Consider the following 21100-nt stretch of genomic DNA (forward strand, 5'->3'; position numbering starts at 1 on the left):
ACCGCCCCGCACACCGCCAGCACAACAAATCGTCCCAGTCCCGAAACCACCACTCACCCCCCACCGCGGTTCTACGGCCACCGGCCGCCGACCTTACGGCACGCAGGCGCCCGGTCCGCGTTCTCAGCGGGGCCTGCCCGGGTCCTGCGGCTCGGAGCGGTCCCCGGCGGGTCCGCCGGGCCCGGCGGCCGGGGCGGGGCCGGCGGCGTCCGGCGAGCCGTTCACCGCGGCGTCCGGGCCGATCGCGGTGCCCGGGTCCGGATCCGCGTCGGACGGCGCGGCCGGACGGGCTGCGGACGGGGGCTCCACCAGCCACTCCGGGTTGCTGCGGTGGCGCCACCACTGCCAGGTGGCGATGCCGCCGGCGATCGCGATCACCCCGGCCACGGCCAGTCCGGTCGCCCAGCCGGTCCGGCACGAGCGGCGGGCGTTGCGGGCCGCGAGATCGCTGATCTCGGCCGAGGTGACGTTGCCGCGCATGGCGGTCAGTGCGGCCGCGCCGCGGGTCTGCGCCTCGTGGGCGACCGGGACGACGGCGGCGCGGGCCTCCTCGACGGCGTGCACGACCTTGGGCGTGACGGTGGACCGCGCCTGGTCGGCGGCCCGGGCCGCGGAGTGGCGGGCGGCCAGGGCGGCCTCCTGGGTGCGGTGCAGGGCCTTCAGGGCGTTCTGCTGGGCCTCCGGCGGCAGGCTGGCGAAGGCGTGACCGACCTGGGGGGCGATGTGCCGGTCGTACTGGACGCGGACGGTGTGGGCGGCCTGGGTGGCCTGCTGCCGGGCGTTGTCCGCGAGGTTGCCGGCCGTCGCTCGGGCCGAGTCCAAACGGGTCACGAGTCTCTCCTCCTGGTGGCGTCCTTTATGCACATATCCACCTGAATGCTGATCATGCATCCGTATTTGTCCGACGGCATGCCGGAGTGGGCCGTACGCGGGGCGTGCTGGGCCGGTGGGAGGCGGGTAGGGACCGGTGGGAGCCGGTGCGGGGCGGGGCGAGCGGGCCGTCCGGCCGGGGGTGGGGCCGCAGTAGGCTGGCGGTTCCGGCGGGTCCCCGCCGGGAGCGCGCACGTGTCGTCGCAGCAAGTCGTGGCAGAAGGGGATAGCCGATGCTCCCGGACGAGCCGAGGCCGCCGATCGACCCGACCCCCGGGGCGCCGGGCGGCGGGAACGGGCTGTCCCGCTGCTACCGCCACCCCGAGCAGGAGACCGGCATCGGCTGCACGCGCTGCGGCCGGCCGATCTGCCCGCAGTGCATGGTGAACGCCTCGGTGGGCTTCCACTGCCCGGACTGCTTCGCCGAGGGCGGCCGCCAGGTCCGGCGGGCGACCACCCGCTTCGGCGGGCGCCCGGCCACCGACGGCGCGCTGGTCACCAAGGCGCTGATCGGCGTCAACCTGGTGGTCTTCGTGCTGGCCGCCTACGTGCTCACGCCCTGGCTGGCCCTCGACCTCGAACTGCGCAGCTTCGCCCCCGACCTCTCCCCGGCCCACTACTACCCGTTCCCCACCGGCGTCGCCGAGGGCCCGGGGCAGTGGTACCGGCTGCTGACCGCCGTCTTCCTGCACACCGCGCCCTGGCACATCGCCACCAACATGCTGGTGCTCTGGGTCCTCGGCCCGCAGCTGGAGGCGGCCCTGGGCCGGGTCCGCTTCCTCGCGCTCTACCTGCTCTCCGGCCTGGCCGGCAGCGCCTTCGCCTTCCTGCTGGCCGGTGACGGCATGCGCTCGCTGGGGGCCTCGGGGGCGGTCTTCGGCCTGCTGGGCGCGACCGTGGTGCTCTACCGCCGGGTCCGGGCACCGCTCGGGCCGGTCGTCGCGCTGCTGGTGTTCAACCTGATCGTCACCTTCTCGGTGCCGAACATCGACTGGCGCGCGCACCTCGGCGGCCTGATCGCCGGGATGCTGACCGCGGCCGGCCTGATGTACGCCCCGCGGGCCCGCCGGGCGGCGGTGCAGGGGCTGACCCTGGCGGGCGTGGCCGGCCTGGTGGTGGTGATGGTGCTCGTCGGGACCGCCGCCTACGGCGGGTGATCCACCGGCGCCGGACGGCGTGAACGGCCGTCCGGCACCCGCACGGTTGTCCACAGCCTGTGCGGAGTTGTGCACAGGCCGTGCGAACAAAGGGGCCCGGACGGCTGTTCTACGCGTGTCCTGCTGTGCGGATCCCTGGACCGGAGGTGGGGCGCGCGGCGGTGTGGAAAGCGCCCCCGGCGCAAGTTATCCACAGGCCGGTGCGACTTTTCCCCAGTGTGGATAACCATGTGGATAAACGCGACAAGCGGATAACCGGAGAACGGCGCACCCCCCGTGCGGGCACGCCGGAACGCCGCCCCGGCTCGAACCGTCCGGGGCGGCGGTGAAGGAACTCAGGGCAGCAGCCCCGGCGTCACTTCCACTGGGTGGAGACGCCGAAACCCGCCGCGATGAAGCCGAAGCCCACCAGGATGTTCCAGTTCCGCCAGCTCTCCACCGGCCAGCTGCCGCTGGTCACGTAGTAGGTGACGATCCAGACCAGGCCGACCAGGAACAGTGCCAGCATCAGCGGTGCAACCCAACCGCGGCCCGAACTGATCTTCACCGTGGCCGTGGTCGGCGGGGTGTAGTCGGACTTCTTGCGGAGTCGAGACTTCGGCACGAGGAGCTCTCCTGTCGATGCGCTGTGACCGCGCAGGGGTTCACGGTGGTGTGGCGGCGTCCGTTAGCGTAGTGGTTCGGCGGGTCCGAAGGAGATAAGGGTACGGTGCCTAATTTGTCGATTCCCCCTCGGCCGGCCCGTACCCGCGCCTCCGGCACCCGAATTGTCGGACGTGCCCTGACCTGCGCCGTCTTCGCGCTCGCCGGTCTGCTCTTCTACATCAGCGCGCAGACCGCGCGCGGCACCGACCTGCGCACCGACAACTCGCTGCTCAGCCTCTCCGACGTGATACGGCAGCGCAGCGCGCAGAACCAGCAGTCCCAGGCCCAGCTCGCCGACCTCCAGGAACGGGCCCAGCGGCTCACCGACCAGCAGGGCAGCCCGGCCGACGCCGCGCAGCTCACCGCCCTGGAGCAGGCCGCCGCCCTGGACCCGCTGCAGGGCCCCGGCCTCACCGTCACCCTCAACGACGCCCCGCCGAACGCGACCGCGCGCATCCCCGGCGTGCGCGAGCCGGACGTCAACGACCTGGTCATCCACCAGCAGGACATCCAGGCCGTGGTGAACGCGCTCTGGCGCGGCGGCGCCGAGGGCGTCCAGGTGATGGACCAGCGGCTGATCTCCACCAGCGCCGTCCGCTGCGTCGGCAACACCCTGCTGCTCCAGGGCCGGGTCTACTCCCCGCCCTACGTGGTCAAGGCCGTCGGCAGGACCGACGCGCTGCGCACCGCGGTCGAGGCGGACCCGACGGTGCGCAACTACCTGCAGTACGTACAGGCGTACGGACTGGGCTGGAAGGTGCAGGAGAGCGGTGACCTCGCGCTGCCGGGCTACTCGGGGACGGCGGACCTCCGCGCGGCGACCGGGCAGCAGTAGACCGGCGGGACGGGCCGGCCGTCACGGGGGGAGGGCCTAGTCTTGAGTCCAGTCCGCTGCGTCGAGGGAGCACCATGTACGGCTGGATCTGGCGTCACCTCCCGGGGAACACCCTGGTCAAGGCCGTGGTCTCGGTGCTCCTCGTGCTGGGGATCGTCTACCTGCTCTTCACCTACGTCTTCCCGTGGGCGGAACCGCTCCTCCCCTTCGGTGACGTCACAGTGGACGGAGACGGCGGCGACGGCGCCGTCGGCTGACCCGGCGGCCCCGCCCCCGCCCCTAGTCCCCGCACACCCCGGAGAACGCGCGCCCATGACCTCCCGGCCGACCCCGCCCCGCATCCTGGTCGTCGACAACTACGACAGCTTCGTCTTCAACCTGGTCCAGTACCTCTACCAGCTCGGCGCCACCTGCGAGGTGGTCCGCAACGACGAGGTGACGGTCGAGCACGCGGTGCGCCGCGACGGCGACGGCGGCTTCGACGGGGTGCTGCTCTCCCCCGGCCCCGGTGCCCCCGAGGAGGCCGGCGTCTGCATCGAGATGGTGCACCACTGCGCGCGGATCGGACTGCCGGTGTTCGGCGTCTGCCTGGGCCTGCAGTCGATCGCGGTGGCCTACGGCGCCGTGGTCGGCCGGGCGCCCGAGCTGCTGCACGGCAAGACCTCGCCGGTCGAGCACGAGGACGGCGGGGTGTTCGCCGGCCTGCCGTCGCCGCTCACCGCGACCCGCTACCACTCGCTGGCGGTCGAGCCCGCCACGGTGCCGGCCGAGCTGGTGGTGACCGCGCGCACCGGGAGCGGCGTGATCATGGGGCTGCGCCACCGCGACCTCGCGGTGGAGGGCGTGCAGTTCCACCCGGAGTCGGTGCTCACCGAGGGCGGCCACCGGATGCTCGCCAACTGGCTGGCCGAGTGCGGTGACCCGCGGGCCGTCGACCGGTCGGCCGGGCTCGCCCCGGTGATCGGCCGGGGCTGAGGGGCGTGACCGCGGTGCGTCCGGAGGGGCGCCACCAACCGGAGGCGGACCCGCAGGGCGGCGGTGCCCACCCGGGCGGCGGCCCGTACCCGCAGCAGTACCCCCCGGGCGGCCCGTACCCGCAGGGCCCGGACCGGCACGCGTACCCGCAGGGCCAGTACGGGCTGCAGGGCCAGTACGTCCAGCAGACGCCGTACGAGCAGCAGGCGCCGTACGGGCAGCAGTCCCCGTACGAGCAGCAGGCGCCGTACGGCCGGCAGGAGCAGTACGGCCAGTACGGCCGGCAGTACCCGCAGGGCCAGTACCAGGGCTACGACCCCTACCAGGAGCAGCAGCTCCGGCAGGGCGGCCGGATCCCCGCCCAGCCGGGCCCGGACCAGGGCTGGGCGGACCGGCAGGGGGCCGAGGACGGCTGGGGCGTCTACGAGCAGGCCGCGCCCCCCGTGGCGCCCGGGCGGGCCGAGGAGACGCTCCGCCTGCACCTGGAGAGCCCCGACGCGCCCGCGGCCGGGCAGGCGGTGCTGGCCGCCGCCGAGACGGTCACCATGGACGCGGTGGCCGACGGTCCGCCGCCGCCCGCCCCCGGCGGGCGGGCCGAGCGCCGCAGGGCCGCGCAGGGACGCGGCCGGCGCCGCCCGGACGGCCGGACCCGGGCCGCCGCCGACCGGCCCCGGCCGAAGGAGCCGGTGGCGGTGGTCCTCGCACGGTTCCTCGGCGAGCTGTGCATCACCCTCGGCCTGGTGATGCTGCTGTTCGTCTCCTACCAGCTGTGGTGGACCAACGTGCAGGCCGACGCGGCCGCCGACGGGGCCCGCAGCCAGCTGGAGGAGCAGTTCGACGCGGCCGCCCCGGCCCCGGCGGCCGGACAGCCGGCCCCGGACCCGGCCAAACCGGAGACGTTCGAGCCCGGCAAGGGCTTCGCGATCATCCATCTGCCGAAGCTCGGCCAGAAGTTCCCGATCGCCGAGGGCACCGCCAAGGGCCCGGTGCTCGACAAGGGACTGGTGGGGCACTACACCGGGACCGGCATGCCGGCCGACAAGGCGGGCAACTTCGCGCTGGCCGCGCACCGCAACACCCACGGCGAGCCGTTCCGGCGGATCAACCAGCTGGGCAAGGGCGACAAGATCGTGGTGGAGACCGCGACCGCGTACTACACCTACGAGGTCAGCGGCGGCATCCCGGAGACCCCGCCGTCCAACGTGAGCGTGATCAAGCCGGTGCCGAACGGCGCCGGGTACAGCGGGCCGGGCCGCTACATCACGCTGACCACGTGCACGCCGGAGTTCAGTTCCAAGTACCGGCTGATCGTCTTTGGCAAGATGATCGAGGAACGGCCGCGCAGCCAGGGCAAGCCGGCCGCCCTCACGGGAGGCTGACCGCGGGCGGGCGAGTAGCAAGGGGAGAGACGTGACGCAGGAGACCGAAGCGGTGGCCGAGGAAGCCTTCCCGGGGCCCGGGCCGCAGTCCGGGGACGGCCGCGGCCCGCAGCGGCGCGGACGCGGCCGCGGGCGGGCGCTGGCCGCGCTGGGGGTCTTCGGCGAGCTGCTGATCACCCTGGGCCTGGTGCTCGGCCTCTTCGTCAGCTACTCGCTCTGGTGGACCGACGTGCTGGCGGACCGGTCCGCCGCCGCGGCCTCCGACCAGCTGCGCGACTCCTGGGCGGCCGGCGGACCGGCCGCGCCGCCCGGCTCCGGGCCCGGCTCGGCGACCGACGCCCCGGGCGCCCCCGGGACCCCGGACGCGCCGGACGCCTCCGGGGCCCCGCTGCCCGGCGGTGCGGCCGGCACGAGCGGCGCGGGCGGCTCCGGGGCGGCCCCCGCGCAGGGCCAGGGGCTCGGCTTCCTGCACGTCCCCGCGATGGGCCGGAACTACCAGGTGCTGATCCGGATGGGCACCGACACGGACACCCTGGCCGACGGCGTCGCCGGCGTCTACGAGCAGCCGTACCGCGCGGCGATGCCGTGGGACGCGTCCGGCAACTTCGCGCTGGCCGCCCACCGGGACGGGCACGGGGCGAAGTTCCACAACCTGGACGCCCTGCGCAAGGGCGACCCGATCGTCGTCGAGACCCGGGACAAGTGGTACGTCTACCGGGTCGACAGCACCCTTCCGGAGACGTCCAAGTTCGACACCGGCATCGTTGCCCCGGTGCCGAAGGGCTCGGGCTACACCGAGCCCGGCCGGTACATCACGCTGACCACCTGCACCCCGGTCTACACCTCGCGCTACCGGATGGCGGTGTGGGGGAGCCTGGTGCGGGTGGACGACATGGACGCCAAGCGCACCCCGCCCGCCGAGCTGCGGCGCGGCTGAGGCCGCCGGGGGGCCCTTCCGGGCCCCGGGCGCGGTCGGACGGCCCGGGAGCGCCCCGGAGGCCGGCCGACCGCCGGGGAGGGCCGGGGAACGCCGGGGAACGTCCAGGAGCGCCGGAGAACGCCCGAGGGCCCGTCGACACGGTGTCGACGGGCCCTCGTTCGCTGTCGCGCGGGGAACAAGCAACTCGCCCGGCCGGTCCGGCCCCCGGGGAGGGGGCTCAGAACCAGGGGAACCAGGGCTTAGTTGTTGTTGGGTCCCCCTTTGGTGTTCGTGGGGGTGGGGAAGCCGGGGATCCCGGGGAGTGTGGGGGGTGTGTCGTTCCCTTTCGGCGGGTCGACCGGCTTGGTCGTCAGCCCCACCGAGGTGTTCGGGTCCACCTGGGTCCCGGCGGGCGGGTTCGAGGAGAGCACGATCGCGTTCGGGTCCTGCGGGCCCGAGGTGACGCTGTACTGCAGACCCATCGCCAGGAGGGTCTTGGAGGCCTCCTTGAGCGGCTGGTTCACCATCGGCGGGACGGTGACCTTGTCCTGCGCCTTGAAGATGGTCAGGACGATCTTGGTGTTGGCCGGCTGCTTGCCGCCCGCCGGGCTCTGCGAGGCCACCGTGTTGACCTTGGACGGGTCGTTGGTCTGCGTCGTCTTCGAGGCGTCCACCTGGAAGCCCGCGCCCTCCAGCGCGGCCTGCGCGGCCTCCTTCTGCTGGCCGACCACGCTCGGCACGTTGATCTTGGCCTTGCCCTGGGAGACGGTCAGCTTGACCGGGGCGGTCGGGTCGGCGCCGCCGGTGGCCGGGTCCTGCGCGACGACCTGGTCCAGCGGGGCGTTGTCGTCGTCCTTGTAGTCGGTCGTGACGTTGGCGAAGCCGGCGTCGGCGAGCGCCTTGATGGCCTGGTCCTTGGTCTTGCCGACCACGCTCGGCACGGTGGCCTTGGCCGGGCCGGAGGACAGCTGCACGGTGATCGTGGCGGCCTCGGCGACCTGGGTGCCGGCCACCGGGGTCTGGGTGCAGACCTGGTCCTTCTTGACGTTGGTGTCCGGGCAGGCGATCTTCTCGCCCTCGGTGACCACCAGCTTGGGACCGACCTGGGCGACGGCCGTCTTCGCCTCGGCCAGGGTCTTGCCGACCACGTTGGGCGCGGTGATCTTCGGGGCGTCCTTCTTCTCGTCGCCCTTCTTGTTGCTGAACATCGCCTGGGCGACGAAGAAGGTGCCGACCAGGACCAGCACGGCGGCGACCGCCAGCACGATCCAGGAGGTGTTGCTCTTCTTCGGCTGCCCCTCGCCGCGCCGGCCGCCGCGGCCGTAGCCGTCGTCGTAGCCGTCGTTGCCGCCGCCCGGGGCGCCGGCGTAGCTCTGGCCGTAGCCGTCGTCGTAGCCGCCGGCCTGGGGCTGGGCGGGGTAGCCGGCCGGGGCCGCCTGCGGCAGCACGGTGGTCGGACCGCCGGGGGCCTGCTGCGGCAGCACGTTGGTCTGGCCGTACGGGTCGTGCTGCTGCGGGTAGCCGTTCTGGTCGTAGCCGTACCCGGCGGCGCCCATGCCGTAGGCGGCGGCCTGCTGGGCGGCGGCCACCGGCAGGCCGTCGAGGAAGCGCTCGATGTCGTCGCGCATCTCGTCGGCGGTCTGGTAGCGGTAGTCGCGGTCCTTGGCGAGCGCCTTGAGCACGATCGCGTCGACCTCGGGGCGCACCTCGGGGTCGAAGACGGACGGCGGCTGGGCCTCCTCCCGGACGTGCTGGTAGGCGACCGCCACGGGGGAGTCGCCGACGAACGGCGGGCGGACGGTGAGCAGCTCGTAGAGCAGGCAGCCGGTGGAGTAGAGGTCGGAGCGGGCGTCCACCTGCTCGCCCTTGGCCTGCTCCGGGGAGAGGTACTGGGCGGTGCCGATGACGGCGGAGGTCTGCGTCATCGTCATGCCGGCGTCGCCCATCGCCCGGGCGATGCCGAAGTCCATGACCTTGACGTTGCCCTGCCGGGTGAGCATGACGTTGGCGGGCTTGATGTCGCGATGCACGATGCCGGCCCGGTGCGAGTACTCCAGGGCCTGGAGGATGCCGATGGTCATCTCCAGCGCCCGCTCCGGCAGCAGCCGGCGGCCGGAGTGCAGCAGCTCGCGCAGGGTGGAGCCCTCGACGTACTCCATCACGATGTACGGGATGGAGATGCCGTCGATGTAGTCCTCGCCGGTGTCGTACACGGCGACGATCGCGGGGTGGTTCAACGACGCCGCGGACTGTGCCTCGCGGCGGAAACGGGCCTGGAACGACGGATCACGGGCCATGTCGGCCCGGAGCGTCTTCACGGCGACGGAGCGGCCGAGCCGGGTGTCATGGGCGAGGTACACCTCGGCCATGCCGCCGCGTCCGAGGACGCCGCCGAGCTCGTACCTGCCGCCGAGGCGACGAGGCTCTTCCATAGTTCCGACCCTCTCCCTCACCACGCCGGTGAGGTTGTGACGTAGGTGTCCCCGCACGCTCCGTGTGACGCCGTCCGGGCCCCGGGTGGTTCTGCGGTCAGGACCGTCCGGCACCGCGCGGAACGGCAACGGGTACACCCGTTGCTGCGGATACGCTACCGGTCGGACCGCGCGGGACCCGAGTCGGCCGCAGGCCGATACCAGACCGGTATCCGGACAGGGCTGCCGATCGTGACATTTCCCTCACCCGCGGACGCATCCGGTCAGCCGCCGAGGACGGCCTGCATCACCGACTTGGCGATCGGTGCGGCGAGGCGGCCGCCGCTGATGCCGTCGCGGTTGTTGGAGCCGTCCTCGACGACCACCGCGACCGCGACCGAGCGGCCGTCGGAGGCCTTGGCGTAGGACGTGAACCAGGCGAACGGCAGGCCCGCGTTGCCCTCGCCGTGCTGGGCGGTGCCGGTCTTGCCGCCGACCGTGAGGCCGGGGATCCGGGCGTTCTTGCCGGTGCCGTTCTCGACCACCGAGACCATGAGGTCCTGCAGCTTCTGCGCGGTGGCCGGGCTGACCGGCTGGGAGAACTGCTTGTCGGTGTGCTTGGAGATGGTGGTCAGCGAGGCGGAGCGCTCCTCGGCGACCAGGTACGGCTGCATCAGGGTGCCGTTGTTGGCGATCGCCGCGGAGACCATCGCCATCTGCAGCGGGGTGGCCTGGGTGTCGTGCTGGCCGATCGAGTCCTGGGCGGTGCCGTCCGGGGTGGAGTTGGACGGGAAGACGCTCTTCTCGGAGCGGACCGGGGTGTCCACGGTGCTGTTGAAGCCGAACTTCTCGGCCTGCACCCGCATCTTGTCCTTGCCGAGGTCGGCGCCCATCTTGGCGAAGACGGTGTTGCAGGACTGGTCCATGCCGGACTTGATGGTGGCGTTGCCGCAGACCTCCCTGTCGGACTCGTTCTTCAGCACGAAGTTGGTGCCCGGCAGGGTGTACGGGTCCGGCGTCTGGGTCTGGTCGTCGATGTTCTGGTAGAGGCCGTTCTCGAACGCCGCCGCCGCGGTGACCAGCTTGAAGGTCGAGCCGGGCGGGTAGGTCTCGCGCAGCGCCCGGTTGAGCATCGGCTTGTTCGGGTCGGCGTTGAGGTCGGTCCAGGCCTTGGAGTCCGCGGACTCGTTGCCGGCGAAGCTGGCCGGGTCGTAGGACGGCGTGGAGACCAGGGCGAGGATCGCGCCGGTCTTCGGGTCGAGGGCGACCGCTGCGCCCTTCTTGTTGCCGAGCCCCTCGAAGGCGGCCTTCTGGGCCTTGGCGTTGATCGTGGTGACGACGTCGCCGCCGCGCTTCTGCTCGCCGGTCAGCATGTCCAGGGTGTTGCGGAAGAACAGCCGGTCGTCGCTGCCGGAGAGGATGCCGTCCTCCAGCTGCTCCAGCTGGCTGGAGCCGAAGGCCTGCGAGGAGTAGCCGGTGACCGGGGCGTACATCTGGGGGTCGGTCCAGGACCGCTTGTACTTGTAGCGCAGGCCGTTCACGAAGGTGGACTGGGTGATCGGCTGGCCGTCGACGATGATGTTGCCGCGCGGGTAGGCGTAGCGGTCGTAGACCTGGCGCTTGTTGTACTTGTTGCTCGCCCAGGCCTCGGCCTGCACGCCCTGGATCCAGTTGGTGCGCACCATGAGGGCCAGGATCAGCACGAGGCAGAAGATCGAGACCCGGCGGATCGGCTTGTTCACGAGGCGGTGCCCCCCTGGATCTCGGGCGTGGGGGTGGGTTCCACCCCGGGACGGCGGGCGTTGTCGCTGATCTTCAGCAGGATCGCGACCAGGGCCCAGTTGGCGACCACCGAGGATCCGCCCTGGGCGAGGAACGGCATGGTCATACCGGTCAGCGGGATCAGCCCGGTGACACCGCCGGCGACCACGAAGACCTGCAGCGCCATCGCCGAGGAGAGGCCGACGGCGAAGAGCTTGCCGAACGGGTCGCGGGCGGCGACCGCGGTGCGCAGGCCGCGCTGGATCAGCAGGGCGTACAGCATGAAGATCGCCATCATGCCGGTGAGGCCGAGCTCCTCGCCGAAGGAGCCGAGGATGAAGTCGCTCTTGGCGGCGAAGTCGATCAGCCAGGACCGGCCCTGGCCCAGGCCCGAGCCGGTCACCCCGCCGGAGCCGAAGGACATCAGCGCCTGGCCGATCTGTTCGGTGGCGAGCGGCGGGTGGTTGGGCTCGAAGGCGGCCATCGGGTCGAGCCAGGCGTCGATGCGGGTCTTCACGTGGCTGGTGGTGGAGGCCACCGCGACCGCGCCGCCGACCGACATCAGCAGACCGAAGACGATCCAGCTGGTCCGTTCGGTGGCGACGTAGAGCATCACCACGAAGAGGCCGAAGTAGAGGAAGGACGAGCCGAGGTCGTTCTCGAAGATCAGGATGAGCAGGCTGAGCAGCCAGATCACGATGATCGGGCCGAGGTCGCGCCCGCGCGGCAGGTACAGGCCCATGAAGCGGCGGCTGGCCAGCGCCAGGGCGTCCCGCTTGACCATCAGGTAGCCGGCGAAGAACACGGTGAGGATGATCTTGGCGAACTCGCCGGGCTGGATCGAGAAGGCGCCCATCCGGATCCAGATCTTGGCGCCGAAGTCCTCCTTGCGCTCCGGGAAGAACGCCGGGGCGGCGAGCAGCACCAGGGCCACCGCCATCGAGATGTAGGTGTAGCGCTGGAGGACCCGGTGGTCCTTCAGGAAGACGATCACCACGATGAAGAACGCGATGCCCAGGCCCGACCACATCAGCTGGTTGGGGGCGGCCGCGAAGTTGTTGTGCAGCAGCGGGCCGGCCTTGTCGAGCCGCCAGATCATCACCAGGCCGAGCCCGTTCAGCAGGGTGGCGATGGGCAGCATCAGCGGGTCCGCGTACGGCGCGAACTTCCGCATCAGCAGATGGGCGATCAGTGCGAGCGCGCCCATGCCGAGGCCGTAGCCGAGCATGCCGGCCGGCAGCTTGCCGTCCATCGCGAGGCCCACGTTGGCGTACGCCAGCACCGGCAGCACCACCGCGAAGGCGAGCATCGCCAGCTCGGTGTTGCGCCGGTTCGGCGTCGCCTGCGGCGAAATGGTGGTGTTGCGGCGCCGGCGCGAGGACGCGCGGTCGTTCGGCACGCCGGTGTCCCGGCGGCCGGCGTCGCTGCTCACATCAAAAGTGCTCACGAGTGGGCCGCTCCCTGACGGCCGGCGGGTCCGCGCCGGGCGGGCCTATGTCGGGTCGCGTCCATCACGGCTTCGGGCAGGAGTCGGCGCGCTGCCGCTCCTCGTCGGTCAGGCCGGGCAGGTCGCCCTGCGGCGCCACCGGGGCCACCGGGGCGGCGGCCGGGGCGGTGGCGCTCGGGGTCGGGGTCTGGGTGGCCGTGGGGACGCCCGCGGCCGGGGCGCGGCCGGTGGCCGACGGGCTGGGCGGCGTGGTGGCCGTCACGAACCCGGCGTGCGTCGCCACCGTTCCGGCGGCCTGCTGGACCGGCTGCTGGACCGGCTGCTGGCCGGGCGCCGGAACGGTGCCCGGGGCCTGCGGGTTGGCGGCCGCGGCCCGGACGTCGGCGACCTTCCGGCAGAACGCGGCCTGCTCGCCCAGCTTCTTCACCTTCTCGTCGGCGTCGCCGAGGCTGGTCGCCGAGATGGTGTTGGTGACGTGGGTGCGCTGGTCCTGCGGGAGGTACTTGAGTTCGATGTCCTTGTACGGGGTGTGCACCGAGGACAGGCTCAGTCCGGCCAGGCTCTGGTTGACGCCCTGGTAGACGGCGACGTGGTCGCCGTCGGCGCCGACGTAGTACTGGCTCTGGGTCCACTGGTAGCCGAAGAAGCCGCCCGCGCCGAGCAGGCCCAGGGTGACCAGGCCGACCAGCGAGAAGGTCAGCGCCCGGTTCTTGCGCTTCTTGCGGGGCGCCTCGTCGTCGAAGTCCTCGGTCCCGTAGACCGCGGGTTCGCCGCCCTCCGGGTAGCCCTCGGCCGGCCCGAAGCCGCCCTGGCCGTCGGGGTGGCCGGCGCCGTAGCCCTCGGCGGGGCCGAAGGCGCCCTGCGGGCCGCGGCCGAGTCCGGCGGCACGGCCGGCCGGGGTGTCCGCGATCGAGCGGTCGGCGGCGGTCGAGGACGGCGGGGTCTCGGCGACCGCGCCGACCACCACCGGCACGTCGTTGAACTGGCCGCTCAGGGTGTCCGTGGCGCCGACGTCGAGGACGTCCGCCACGATGCAGGTGATGTTGTCCGGGCCGCCGCCGCGCAGGGCGAGCTGGATCAGCTCCTGCACGGTCTGCTCGGGCGAGTAGAAGCTGCCCAGGGTGTCCTGGAGGGTCTGATGGCTGACCGGGCCGGAGAGGCCGTCGGAGCAGATCAGGTAGCGGTCGCCGGCCCGGACCTCGCGGATCGACAGGTCGGGCTCGACCTGGCCGCGGCCGTCCAGGGCGCGCATCAGCAGCGAGCGCTGCGGGTGGGTCTCGGCCTCCTCGGGCGTGATCCGGCCCTCGTCGACCAGCCGCTGCACCCAGGTGTGGTCCTGGGTGATCTGCACCAGCGCGCCGTCGCGCAGCAGGTAGGCGCGGGAGTCGCCGACGTGCACCAGGCCCATCCGCTGGCCGGTCCAGAGCATCGCGGTGAGGGTGCAGCCCATGCCCTCCAGCTGCGGATCCTCCTCGACCATCTGGCGGAGGCGGTCGTTGGCGCCCTGGACCGCGTCGCCGAGCAGGGTCAGCAGGTCGGCGCCGGGCACGTCCTCGTCCAGCCGGACGATCGAGCCCAGCACCTCGGAGGACGCGACCTCACCGGCCGCCGCGCCGCCCATGCCGTCGGCCACGGCCAGCAGCCGCGGACCGGCATAGCCGGAGTCCTCGTTCCCCTCCCGGATCAGTCCCTTGTGGGAGCCGGCGGCGAAGCGCAGCACCAGGGTCATGCGACCTGTGCCCCCCTCTGGGTCATGGACGGGATGCTGTCCCTCATGCGCTACTACTTCCGCAGTTCGATGACGGTCCTGCCGATACGGATCGGCATGCCCGGCTGGAGCGGGGTCGGCGCGGTCAGGCGCTGACGGTCCAGATAGGTGCCGTTGGTGGAGCCTAGATCCTCCACCGTCCACTGCCCAGTCTGGTCGGGATAGATCCTGGCATGCCGGGAGGACGCGTAGTCGTCGTCCAGCACGATGGTGGAGTCGTGGGCCCGGCCGAGCGTGATGGTCTGGCCCTGCAGCGCGACGGTGGTGCCGGCCAGCGAGCCCTGCACCACGACGAGCTGGGTGGGGGCGCCCCGGCGGCGCCCGCCGCCCTGGGTCGGCGGCCCGCCGGCGGCGGGCTGGCCCTGCGGGGCGCGCCCGGCCGCCGCGGAGGCGGTCGCGGTGGCGGCGCCGCCGCGACGGGAGGCCCGCGGGTTCACCCGCGTGCCGAAGAGGTCGCTGCGGATCACCTGGACCGCGACGATCACGAACAGCCACAGCACGGCCAGGAAACCCAGCCGCATGACCGTGAGGGTCAGTTCTGACATAACCGCGCCCGCTCTACCCTTCGACCTGTCGGTAGACGATGGTGGTGGATCCCACGACGATTCGGGAGCCGTCGCGGAGCGTAGCGCGCTGGGTGTGCTGCCCGTCCACCACGATGCCGTTGGTGGACCCGAGGTCCAGCACCATCGCGGGGGTGCCGGGACGAATCTCGGCGTGCTTGCGGGAGACCCCGGGGTCGTCGATGCGGACGTCCGCCTCGGTGGAGCGGCCCAGCACGCAGGCGTTGCCGGTGATCTGGTGGCGGGCGCCGTTGACCTCGATCCAGCGGCGCACCGAGGTGCCGTGGCCGGCGCCCGGGAACGGGCGCACGTTGCCGCCGGCCGGGGCCGGCGGGCCGGGGGGCACGGCCGGCGGCGTGGCGGGCGGCGGGGGCGCGCCGTACGGGGCGGCGCCGGGCTGCTGCCAGGGCGCGCCGGGGGCCTGGGCGGCCGGCGGGCGGCCGTAGCCGGGCTGCGTCGGGTGCGCCGGGGCCTGCTGCTGCGGCTCCTCCGCGGCCAGGGTGCGGCTGCGCACCCGGTACAGGCCGGTGTCGAGGTCCTCGGCCTTCTCCAGGTTCACCTGGAGCGGCCCCATGAAGCTGTAGCGCTGGGCCTCCGCGTACTCGCGGACCATGCCGGCGAGTTCGTTGCCCAGTTGTCCGGAGTAGGGGCTCAGCCGCTCGTAGTCGTGCGGGCTGAGTTCGACGATGAAGTCGTTGGGCACGACGGTGCGGTCGCGGTTCCAGATGCTCGCGTTGTTGTCGCACTCGCGCTGCAGCGCTCCGGCGATCTCCACGGGCTGGACCTCGGACTTGAACACCTTGGCGAAGGTGCCGTTGACGAGACCCTCGAGTCGCTGCTCGAACTTCTTCAGCACTCCCATGGGGCACCCCCTTCCAGGGTTCGTTCGCCTGCCTGCCGACCGGTTTCCGGGGAGCCGGTCGTGCCTACTTGCGGTACTTCCGTACTGATCGTATCCACGCCGGGGCCATCCGTACGGTTCCCGGACCACGTGGTGCCCGGGGGTGGGCTCGGACACACAGGGTGACGCATGCGGGCGGCAACATGCCAGGGCCACCCGCCGGGCGGGGCCGCCGTCCTTCGCCCACCTGTTCGCCGGGCATCCGTTCGGATGCGCTCGGGTGCCCCGGGGAACGGATTCGGAGGTGACCCGCAGGTCGTGCTACTGTTTTCCATGTCGGAAGGGGCGCCCACCGGGTGGCCCGATCGAAGAACCGCGAAGGCCACATGGTACCGAGCGGATCGGCTGATCGACCGGCAAGCGGTGAAAACACCCATGCGCGGGTGGCGGAATAGGCAGACGCGCTGGATTCAGGTTCCAGTGCCCGAAAGGGCGTGGGGGTTCAACTCCCCCCTCGCGCACAGCGAAGCCCCGCAGATCTTCGGATCTGCGGGGCTTTCTTGTCGTTCCCGGACGTCGTTCCCCGGACGTTCTCCGGGCGTCCCGCGGTGTTCCCGCGGTGTTCCCGCCGCGCTGCCGGGGCGGGGCGGTTCAGGAGGACGGCGCCGGCAGGTCGGCGCGGACCTCGAAGCCGCCGTCCGCGGTGGGCCCGGCGGTGAGCGAACCGCCGAGCAGCTGGGCGCGTTCGCGCAGGCCGACCAGGCCGTGGCCGCCGCCCGGCAGGATCTGCGAGGGGCGGACCGGCGGCGCGTCGTTGCGCACCTCGACCCGCAGCCGCCGCCCGCGGGCCCGGATCCGGACATGCACCGCGGCCTGCGGCGCGTACTTGGTGATGTTGGTGAGCGCCTCCTGCACGGTGCGGTAGGCGGCCCGTTCGACCGCCTCCGGCCAGGGGCGGTCGCCCGGGACGAGCTCGGTGTCGGCGGCCAGCCCGCTCTCCGCGATCAGCCGGGGCAGATCGGCCAGCCTGGGCTGCGGGGCCAGCGGGGTGTCCATCCGCGGACCGCCGGCCCGCAGCACCCCGACCATCTGGCGCAGCTCCTCCAGGGTGCGCACGGACAGTTCGCGGATCGTCCGGGCGACGCCCGCGGCCGCCGGGTCGGGGGTGGAGACCTGGAGCGCGCCGGCCTGGATGCTGATCAGGCTCACCTGGTGCGAGACCACGTCGTGCATCTCCCGGGCGAGCCGGCCGCGCTCCTCGCTGAGCACCCGCTCGGCGAGCAGCCGGCTCTCCCGCTCCTGGCCGCGGGTCAGCTCGTCCAGCCGGGTCGCCAGCTCGTGCCGGGTCCGGGCGAGCAGTCCGGTGGCCGCCGGGCCGGCCGCGAGCATCACGGACTGGATGGCGTAGAGGGCGGTGTCCCGGCTGAGCTCGAAGCTCTGCTCGGAGACCGGCCAGTGGAAGAACTCGACCAGCGCGAACAGCGTGGCGCAGGGCACCACCACCCGGCGCTGCGGGCGTTCGGCGGCCACCGTGTAGACGGCGGTGATCGGGGCGAGCCAGATGTCGTCGACGTAGCTGCCGGGCATGGTCAGCAGCAGCACGGTGACCGGGAAGCGCCGGCGCCACGGCAGCGCGACGGCGGCCAGCACCGACAGCAGGCTCTGCCAGGGCGGGGCGCCGCGGGCCACCAGGGCGGCGTCCACCAGGGAGTAGAGGGCGGGCAGCAGGAGCATCAGCCAGGGCGCGGTGAACCCGGACGGGAGGCGTCGTGCGGCGGCGGTGCCGCCGCTCATGCCCCGTTGCTCGGCTTCGGGCGGACCAGCCCGGCCCGGTGCGCGATCACGGCCGCCTGGACCCGGTTGGCGGCGCCGAGCTTGCCGAGGATCGCGCTGATGTGGTCCTTCACGGTGCCGGTGCCGAGGAACAGCCGGTCGGCGATCTCGGCGTTGGACAGGCCCTCGCCCAGCAGCGCCAGCACGTCCAGCTCCCGGCCGGTCAGCGTGCGGGCCAGGGTGGCGGCCTCGGCGTCCGGACCGCCGCCGTCCACGTAGCCGCCGATCACGGTGCGGGTCACCGTGGGGGAGAGGATGTTGCCGCCGGCCGCGAGCACCCGGACGGCGTGCACCAGCTGCTCCGGGGCGGTGTCCTTGAGCAGGAAGCCGGAGGCGCCGGCCCGCAGCGCGGTGCCGATGTACTCCTCGGTGTCGAAGGTGGTGAGCATCGCCACGGCCGGCGGGTCGGGCAGCGCCCGGAGCCGGCGGAGCACCGAGATGCCGTCCAGGTCGGGCATCCGGATGTCCAGCAGCACCACGTGCGGGCGCAGCCGCCGGACGCACTCCTCCGTCTGCGCGCCGGAGCAGTCGCCGACCACCTCCAGGTCGGGGGCGGAACCGACGATGAGGCCGAGCCCGGACCGGACCAGGATCTCGTCGTCCACGATCAGCACGCGGGTGGTGGTGATGGTCCCTCCTCGGTTCGGCGGCCGGGCCGGGCCGGTCCGCATGACTGGAATCGAGGGTAGGGCCTGACCGGCGGCTTTGCCGGGCTCCGGGGGCCGTCCCCGCCGGCCGGGTGACCCCCGCCGAACGGCGGGGGTGTGAATCCGCTACCTGGTTCACGCAATTCTCACCGTCCGTGGGGAACCATGGAATCGGCTGCCGCTCAGTCGGCCTGCCGGCCGAGGTGGGCGTCCAGCCGGGCCGCGTGCGGATGCGGCCCACCACCTGATCGTTTGGAATTGAGCTGTGTCGTCCACTGTGAAGCCGGAGCCGTCCACCTCCCCCACCGGGTCCCGGTCCGAGCCCGGCGCCCTCGTGGCGCGCTGGCGCCCGCGGGCCGCCGCGGCGACGGTCTGGTACCTGCGGCTGATCGCGCTGCTGAACCTCGTCACCGTGGTCCTGGCACAGTTCCGGGACCAGGTCGAGACGCACAACGAGGGCGAGTACTTCACCCCCTACCTGATGACCGCGGGCCTGAGCAGCGCGGTGCTGTCGGTCTTCCTGGCGATCGCCATGCGGCGCCGCAAGCGGGCCGCCTGGATCTTCAACGTCGCCCTGGCGGGCCTGTTCGCGCTGCTCTACCTGATCGCCATGTCGCTGCCCGACGAGGGCTTCGACCGGCACCCGCTGAACTATGTCTCCACCGTGCTGACCTGTGGCTTCGTGCTGGCGCTGCTGGTCGGCCGGAAGGAGTTCACCTCCAAGGGCGACCGCTCCAACCCGAAGACCGCCGCCGCCACCTTCGTGGCCGGCCTGGGCTTCGGCGGTGTGGTCGGCGCCGGTCTGGTCGCGCTGACCAACGCCCTGCCGGACGCCGACTTCTGGGACATGTTCCGCTACTCGGTCGGCCGGATGATCACCATCACCCCCTCCGAGCACCTGCGCTCCGTGATCGACGCGCCGACCTGGGTGAACGCGGTGATCAACGCGATGGGCGCGGTGCTCTTCCTGCTCGTCCTCTACGTGGCCTTCCGCAGCCCGCGCGGCAGCGAGCTGCTCACCGCCGAGGACGAGCAGCGGCTGCGGGTGCTGCTGGACAAGCAGGGCGAGCGGGACTCGCTCGGCTACTTCGCGCTGCGCCGGGACAAGGCGGTGATCTTCTCGCCGAGCGGGAAGGCCGCGGTGACCTACCGGGTGGTCGGCGGCGTCTCGCTGGCCTCCGGCGACCCGATCGGCGACCCGGAGGCCTGGCCGGGCGCGATCGACGCCTGGCTGGCCGAGGCCCGCGAGCACGCCTGGGCGCCGGCCGTGATGGGCGCCTCCGAGGAGGCCGGTGTGATCTACGCCCGGCACGGCCTGGACGCGCTGGAGCTGGGCGACGAGGCGATCGTCGAACTGGACGAGTTCTCGCTGGACGGCCGGGCGATGCGGGTGGTGCGCCAGGCCTACAACCGGGTCAAGCGGGCCGGCTACACGGTGCGGATCCGCCGCCACGAGGAGATCCCGGAGAGCGAGATGGCGGCCCTGGTCGCCAAGGCCGACCAGTGGCGCGACGGCGCGACCGAGCGCGGCTTCTCGATGGCGCTGGGCCGGCTCGGCGACCCGGGCGACGGGCGCTGCGTGATGCTGGAGTGTCACGACGCCGACGGCGCGCTGAAGGCCCTGCTCAGCTTCGTGCCGTGGGGCGCCGACGGGCTCTCGCTGGACCTCATGCGCCGGGCCCGGGACACCGAGAACGGCCTGATGGAGTTCATGGTGATCGAACTCCTGCAGCGGGCCGGCGAGGTGAATCTGGCCAGGGTCTCGTTGAACTTCGCGATGTTCCGTTCCGTTTTCGAACGCGGCTCGAAGCTCGGCGCCGGTCCGGTCCTGCGGCTGTGGCGTTCCGTTCTGGGCTTCTTCTCGCGCTGGTGGCAGATCGAATCGCTCTACCGGGCCAACGCCAAGTACCGGCCGATCTGGGAGCCGCGTTATCTGCTCTTCGAGAAGAGCAGCGAGATTCCGCGGATCGGCATCGCCAGTGCCCGGGCCGAGGGCTTCATCACCGCACCGAGCCTGCCCGCGCTGTTCCGTCGCCGGCACCAGGGGCCGCCCGCCGTCGGGGCGCCCCGCGTGCCGGTGGCGGCACGGGACGGGAAGGGGTAGTCCCTCCGCCGGGGGGCGGAGGGGTCCGGTCGCCCGGATGGGGGGATTTCGGGGTGGCTCCTCCCCCCTGAGGATGACGGGGATCGGCACAAATGCCGATGTGCATTCGTAAAGCGGCTTCTAATGTGGAGGTAGTCGGGAAGGCGCTTGCGCCGACGGGGATTTGGAGAACCGGTTGTGATGCGGAGGACCCACGCGGGGGGCGTGCGAAAGGGGCCGTTGGCAATTGCCGGAGAGGCCGCTGTCGGCGAGTGGGGAACGCTGTTCGGTACGGTCCGGGAGCAGGTGGTCCGCAAGAAGTTCGCGGCCGTCCCGCTGGCCACCGCGGCGACCTGTCTGATCCTGCTGTTCAGCATCGTCCAGCACCTGCCGGGCGGGGAGCGCTTCGTCACCCAGATCGGGGTGGTGAAGGCGGCCCTCCCGCTGGAGGTCTCGCTGCTGCGGACGCCGCTGTCGTTGTACGTGCCGGCCCTGGACCTGCCGGTGTGGGGCGCGCTGGCCCAGGTGTTCGTGGTCTTCGGGATCGCCGAGATCGTGCTCGGCCGGCGGCTGACCCTGGTGGTGGCCTACACCTGCACGATGGCCGGGACGCTGTTCGCCCGGGTCGGCGTGGCGATCGGGCCGGACCACGTCTTCGGGTTCCCGAAGTGGGTCGCGCACGTGCGGGACACCGGGCCGTCGGCGGCGGTGGTGGCGCTGGCGATCTGCATCGCGTTCCGCTGCCGGGCCTGGTTCACCGCCGGACTGGTGGTGGCGCTGATGGTCGGCGAGGCGGTCGTGCTGCCGAACCTGGCGGGCATGGAGCACGTGGTCGCGGTGATCGCGGCGCTGCTGATCGCGGTCTCGGTGGAGGTGTTCGGGGACTTCTGGCCGCGGGTGCTGGCGGGTGTCGGGGCGGCGGCCGTGGTTTCGGCCGCCACCGCCTCGCTGGAGGCGGCCGCCGAC

General features: G+C 72.5%; 18 protein-coding genes and 1 tRNA gene. 9 read left to right on the top strand and 10 right to left on the bottom strand.

The features are described from left to right. Window positions 1–123 precede the first annotated feature (123 nt). Window positions 124–831, bottom strand: a complete 708-nt coding sequence (locus tag ACFXAM_RS06620) for a DUF5324 family protein (RefSeq protein WP_380288060.1) — start codon at window positions 829–831, stop codon at window positions 124–126. Window positions 832–1103: 272 nt separating this feature from the next. Here ACFXAM_RS06620 and ACFXAM_RS06625 point away from each other — a divergent pair, with 272 nt between their 5' ends. Then, window positions 1104–2027 (top strand): rhomboid family intramembrane serine protease, encoded by a 924-nt coding sequence (locus ACFXAM_RS06625; protein ID WP_380288062.1) that lies wholly within the window; start codon window positions 1104–1106, stop codon window positions 2025–2027. Window positions 2028–2382: 355 nt separating this feature from the next. Here the strand turns inward: ACFXAM_RS06625 and crgA are convergent, their stop codons facing one another. Beyond that, the gene (crgA, locus tag ACFXAM_RS06630; protein WP_350560558.1) at window positions 2383–2631 is read right to left on the bottom strand and encodes a cell division protein CrgA; all 249 of its coding nucleotides are present in this window, start codon (window positions 2629–2631) and stop codon (window positions 2383–2385) included. Window positions 2632–2745: 114 nt separating this feature from the next. Here crgA and ACFXAM_RS06635 point away from each other — a divergent pair, with 114 nt between their 5' ends. The 5 genes from ACFXAM_RS06635 (at window position 2746) to ACFXAM_RS06655 (ending at window position 6798) form a co-directional block, all read left to right on the top strand. Beyond that, window positions 2746–3507, top strand: coding sequence for a DUF881 domain-containing protein (locus tag ACFXAM_RS06635; RefSeq protein WP_380288064.1), 762 nt, complete (start codon window positions 2746–2748; stop codon window positions 3505–3507). A gap of 74 nt (window positions 3508–3581) precedes the next feature. Further along, the gene (locus ACFXAM_RS06640) at window positions 3582–3764 is read left to right on the top strand and encodes a hypothetical protein (RefSeq protein WP_350560556.1); all 183 of its coding nucleotides are present in this window, start codon (window positions 3582–3584) and stop codon (window positions 3762–3764) included. A gap of 55 nt (window positions 3765–3819) precedes the next feature. Further along, on the top strand, window positions 3820–4482 hold the full coding sequence (locus tag ACFXAM_RS06645; RefSeq protein WP_380288066.1) for an aminodeoxychorismate/anthranilate synthase component II: 663 nt from the start codon (window positions 3820–3822) through the stop codon (window positions 4480–4482). Window positions 4483–4487: 5 nt separating this feature from the next. Then, a complete protein-coding gene (locus ACFXAM_RS06650; protein WP_380288068.1) occupies window positions 4488–5861 on the top strand; it encodes a class E sortase in 1374 nt (457 codons plus the stop codon). Window positions 5862–5913: 52 nt separating this feature from the next. After that, the gene (locus tag ACFXAM_RS06655) at window positions 5914–6798 is read left to right on the top strand and encodes a class E sortase (RefSeq protein WP_380288089.1); all 885 of its coding nucleotides are present in this window, start codon (window positions 5914–5916) and stop codon (window positions 6796–6798) included. A 242-nt stretch (window positions 6799–7040) separates the two neighbouring features. On the opposite strand, the gene pknB is transcribed toward ACFXAM_RS06655, so the two are convergent. The 6 genes from pknB to ACFXAM_RS06685 form a co-directional block, all read right to left on the bottom strand. Then, a complete protein-coding gene (pknB, locus tag ACFXAM_RS06660) occupies window positions 7041–9212 on the bottom strand; it encodes a Stk1 family PASTA domain-containing Ser/Thr kinase (protein WP_380288070.1) in 2172 nt (723 codons plus the stop codon). 263 nt (window positions 9213–9475) lie between these two features. Then, complete coding sequence (locus ACFXAM_RS06665; RefSeq protein WP_380288072.1) at window positions 9476–10933, bottom strand: peptidoglycan D,D-transpeptidase FtsI family protein; 1458 nt, start codon at window positions 10931–10933, stop codon at window positions 9476–9478. After that, window positions 10930–12351: an FtsW/RodA/SpoVE family cell cycle protein gene (locus tag ACFXAM_RS06670; protein WP_380288091.1), complete on the bottom strand. Its 1422-nt coding sequence runs from the start codon at window positions 12349–12351 to the stop codon at window positions 10930–10932. The genes ACFXAM_RS06665 and ACFXAM_RS06670 overlap by 4 nt, the downstream gene beginning before the upstream one ends. 112 nt (window positions 12352–12463) lie before the next feature. Continuing rightward, window positions 12464–14128, bottom strand: a complete 1665-nt coding sequence (locus tag ACFXAM_RS06675) for a PP2C family protein-serine/threonine phosphatase (protein WP_380288074.1) — start codon at window positions 14126–14128, stop codon at window positions 12464–12466. A 53-nt stretch (window positions 14129–14181) separates the two neighbouring features. Beyond that, entirely contained in the window at window positions 14182–14712 is a 531-nt protein-coding gene (locus ACFXAM_RS06680) for an FHA domain-containing protein (RefSeq protein WP_380288076.1), read from the bottom strand. A gap of 13 nt (window positions 14713–14725) precedes the next feature. Then, on the bottom strand, window positions 14726–15592 hold the full coding sequence (locus ACFXAM_RS06685) for an FhaA domain-containing protein (RefSeq protein WP_380288078.1): 867 nt from the start codon (window positions 15590–15592) through the stop codon (window positions 14726–14728). Between the two features lie 416 nt (window positions 15593–16008). Between ACFXAM_RS06685 and ACFXAM_RS06690 the strand changes: the two genes are divergently transcribed. Further along, window positions 16009–16092: transfer RNA gene (locus tag ACFXAM_RS06690), tRNA-Leu, on the top strand. A 130-nt stretch (window positions 16093–16222) separates the two neighbouring features. On the opposite strand, the gene ACFXAM_RS06695 is transcribed toward ACFXAM_RS06690, so the two are convergent. Further along, complete coding sequence (locus tag ACFXAM_RS06695; protein ID WP_380288080.1) at window positions 16223–17365, bottom strand: sensor histidine kinase; 1143 nt, start codon at window positions 17363–17365, stop codon at window positions 16223–16225. Further along, window positions 17362–18075: a response regulator gene (locus ACFXAM_RS06700; protein ID WP_380288082.1), complete on the bottom strand. Its 714-nt coding sequence runs from the start codon at window positions 18073–18075 to the stop codon at window positions 17362–17364. Before ACFXAM_RS06700 ends, ACFXAM_RS06695 begins: the two co-directional genes overlap by 4 nt. Window positions 18076–18316: 241 nt before the next feature. Here ACFXAM_RS06700 and ACFXAM_RS06705 point away from each other — a divergent pair, with 241 nt between their 5' ends. Together ACFXAM_RS06705 and ACFXAM_RS06710 are read left to right on the top strand one after the other, a co-directional pair. Beyond that, the gene (locus ACFXAM_RS06705; RefSeq protein ID WP_380288084.1) at window positions 18317–20155 is read left to right on the top strand and encodes a phosphatidylglycerol lysyltransferase domain-containing protein; all 1839 of its coding nucleotides are present in this window, start codon (window positions 18317–18319) and stop codon (window positions 20153–20155) included. Window positions 20156–20374: 219 nt separating this feature from the next. Then, the coding region (locus tag ACFXAM_RS06710) for a hypothetical protein (protein ID WP_380288085.1) at window positions 20375–21100 on the top strand (726 nt) is incomplete at its 3' end.

This window comes from Kitasatospora sp. NPDC059462 (assembly GCF_042749955.1).
Lineage (GTDB): Bacteria > Actinomycetota > Actinomycetes > Streptomycetales > Streptomycetaceae > Kitasatospora.

What these genes read in the sequence shown, in the direction of transcription:
- ACFXAM_RS06625 (WP_380288062.1), top strand. Translation starts at nt 1,104, where the DNA reads ATGCTCCCGGACGAGCCGAGGCCGCCGATCGACCCGACCCCCGGGGCG.
- ACFXAM_RS06640 (WP_350560556.1), top strand. Translation starts at nt 3,582, where the DNA reads ATGTACGGCTGGATCTGGCGTCACCTCCCGGGGAACACCCTGGTCAAG.
- ACFXAM_RS06645 (WP_380288066.1), top strand. Translation starts at nt 3,820, where the DNA reads ATGACCTCCCGGCCGACCCCGCCCCGCATCCTGGTCGTCGACAACTAC.
- pknB (WP_380288070.1), bottom strand. Translation starts at nt 9,212, where the DNA reads ATGGAAGAGCCTCGTCGCCTCGGCGGCAGGTACGAGCTCGGCGGCGTC.
- ACFXAM_RS06675 (WP_380288074.1), bottom strand. Translation starts at nt 14,128, where the DNA reads ATGACCCTGGTGCTGCGCTTCGCCGCCGGCTCCCACAAGGGACTGATC.
- ACFXAM_RS06680 (WP_380288076.1), bottom strand. Translation starts at nt 14,712, where the DNA reads ATGTCAGAACTGACCCTCACGGTCATGCGGCTGGGTTTCCTGGCCGTG.
- ACFXAM_RS06685 (WP_380288078.1), bottom strand. Translation starts at nt 15,592, where the DNA reads ATGGGAGTGCTGAAGAAGTTCGAGCAGCGACTCGAGGGTCTCGTCAAC.
- ACFXAM_RS06695 (WP_380288080.1), bottom strand. Translation starts at nt 17,365, where the DNA reads ATGAGCGGCGGCACCGCCGCCGCACGACGCCTCCCGTCCGGGTTCACC.
- ACFXAM_RS06700 (WP_380288082.1), bottom strand. Translation starts at nt 18,075, where the DNA reads ATGCGGACCGGCCCGGCCCGGCCGCCGAACCGAGGAGGGACCATCACC.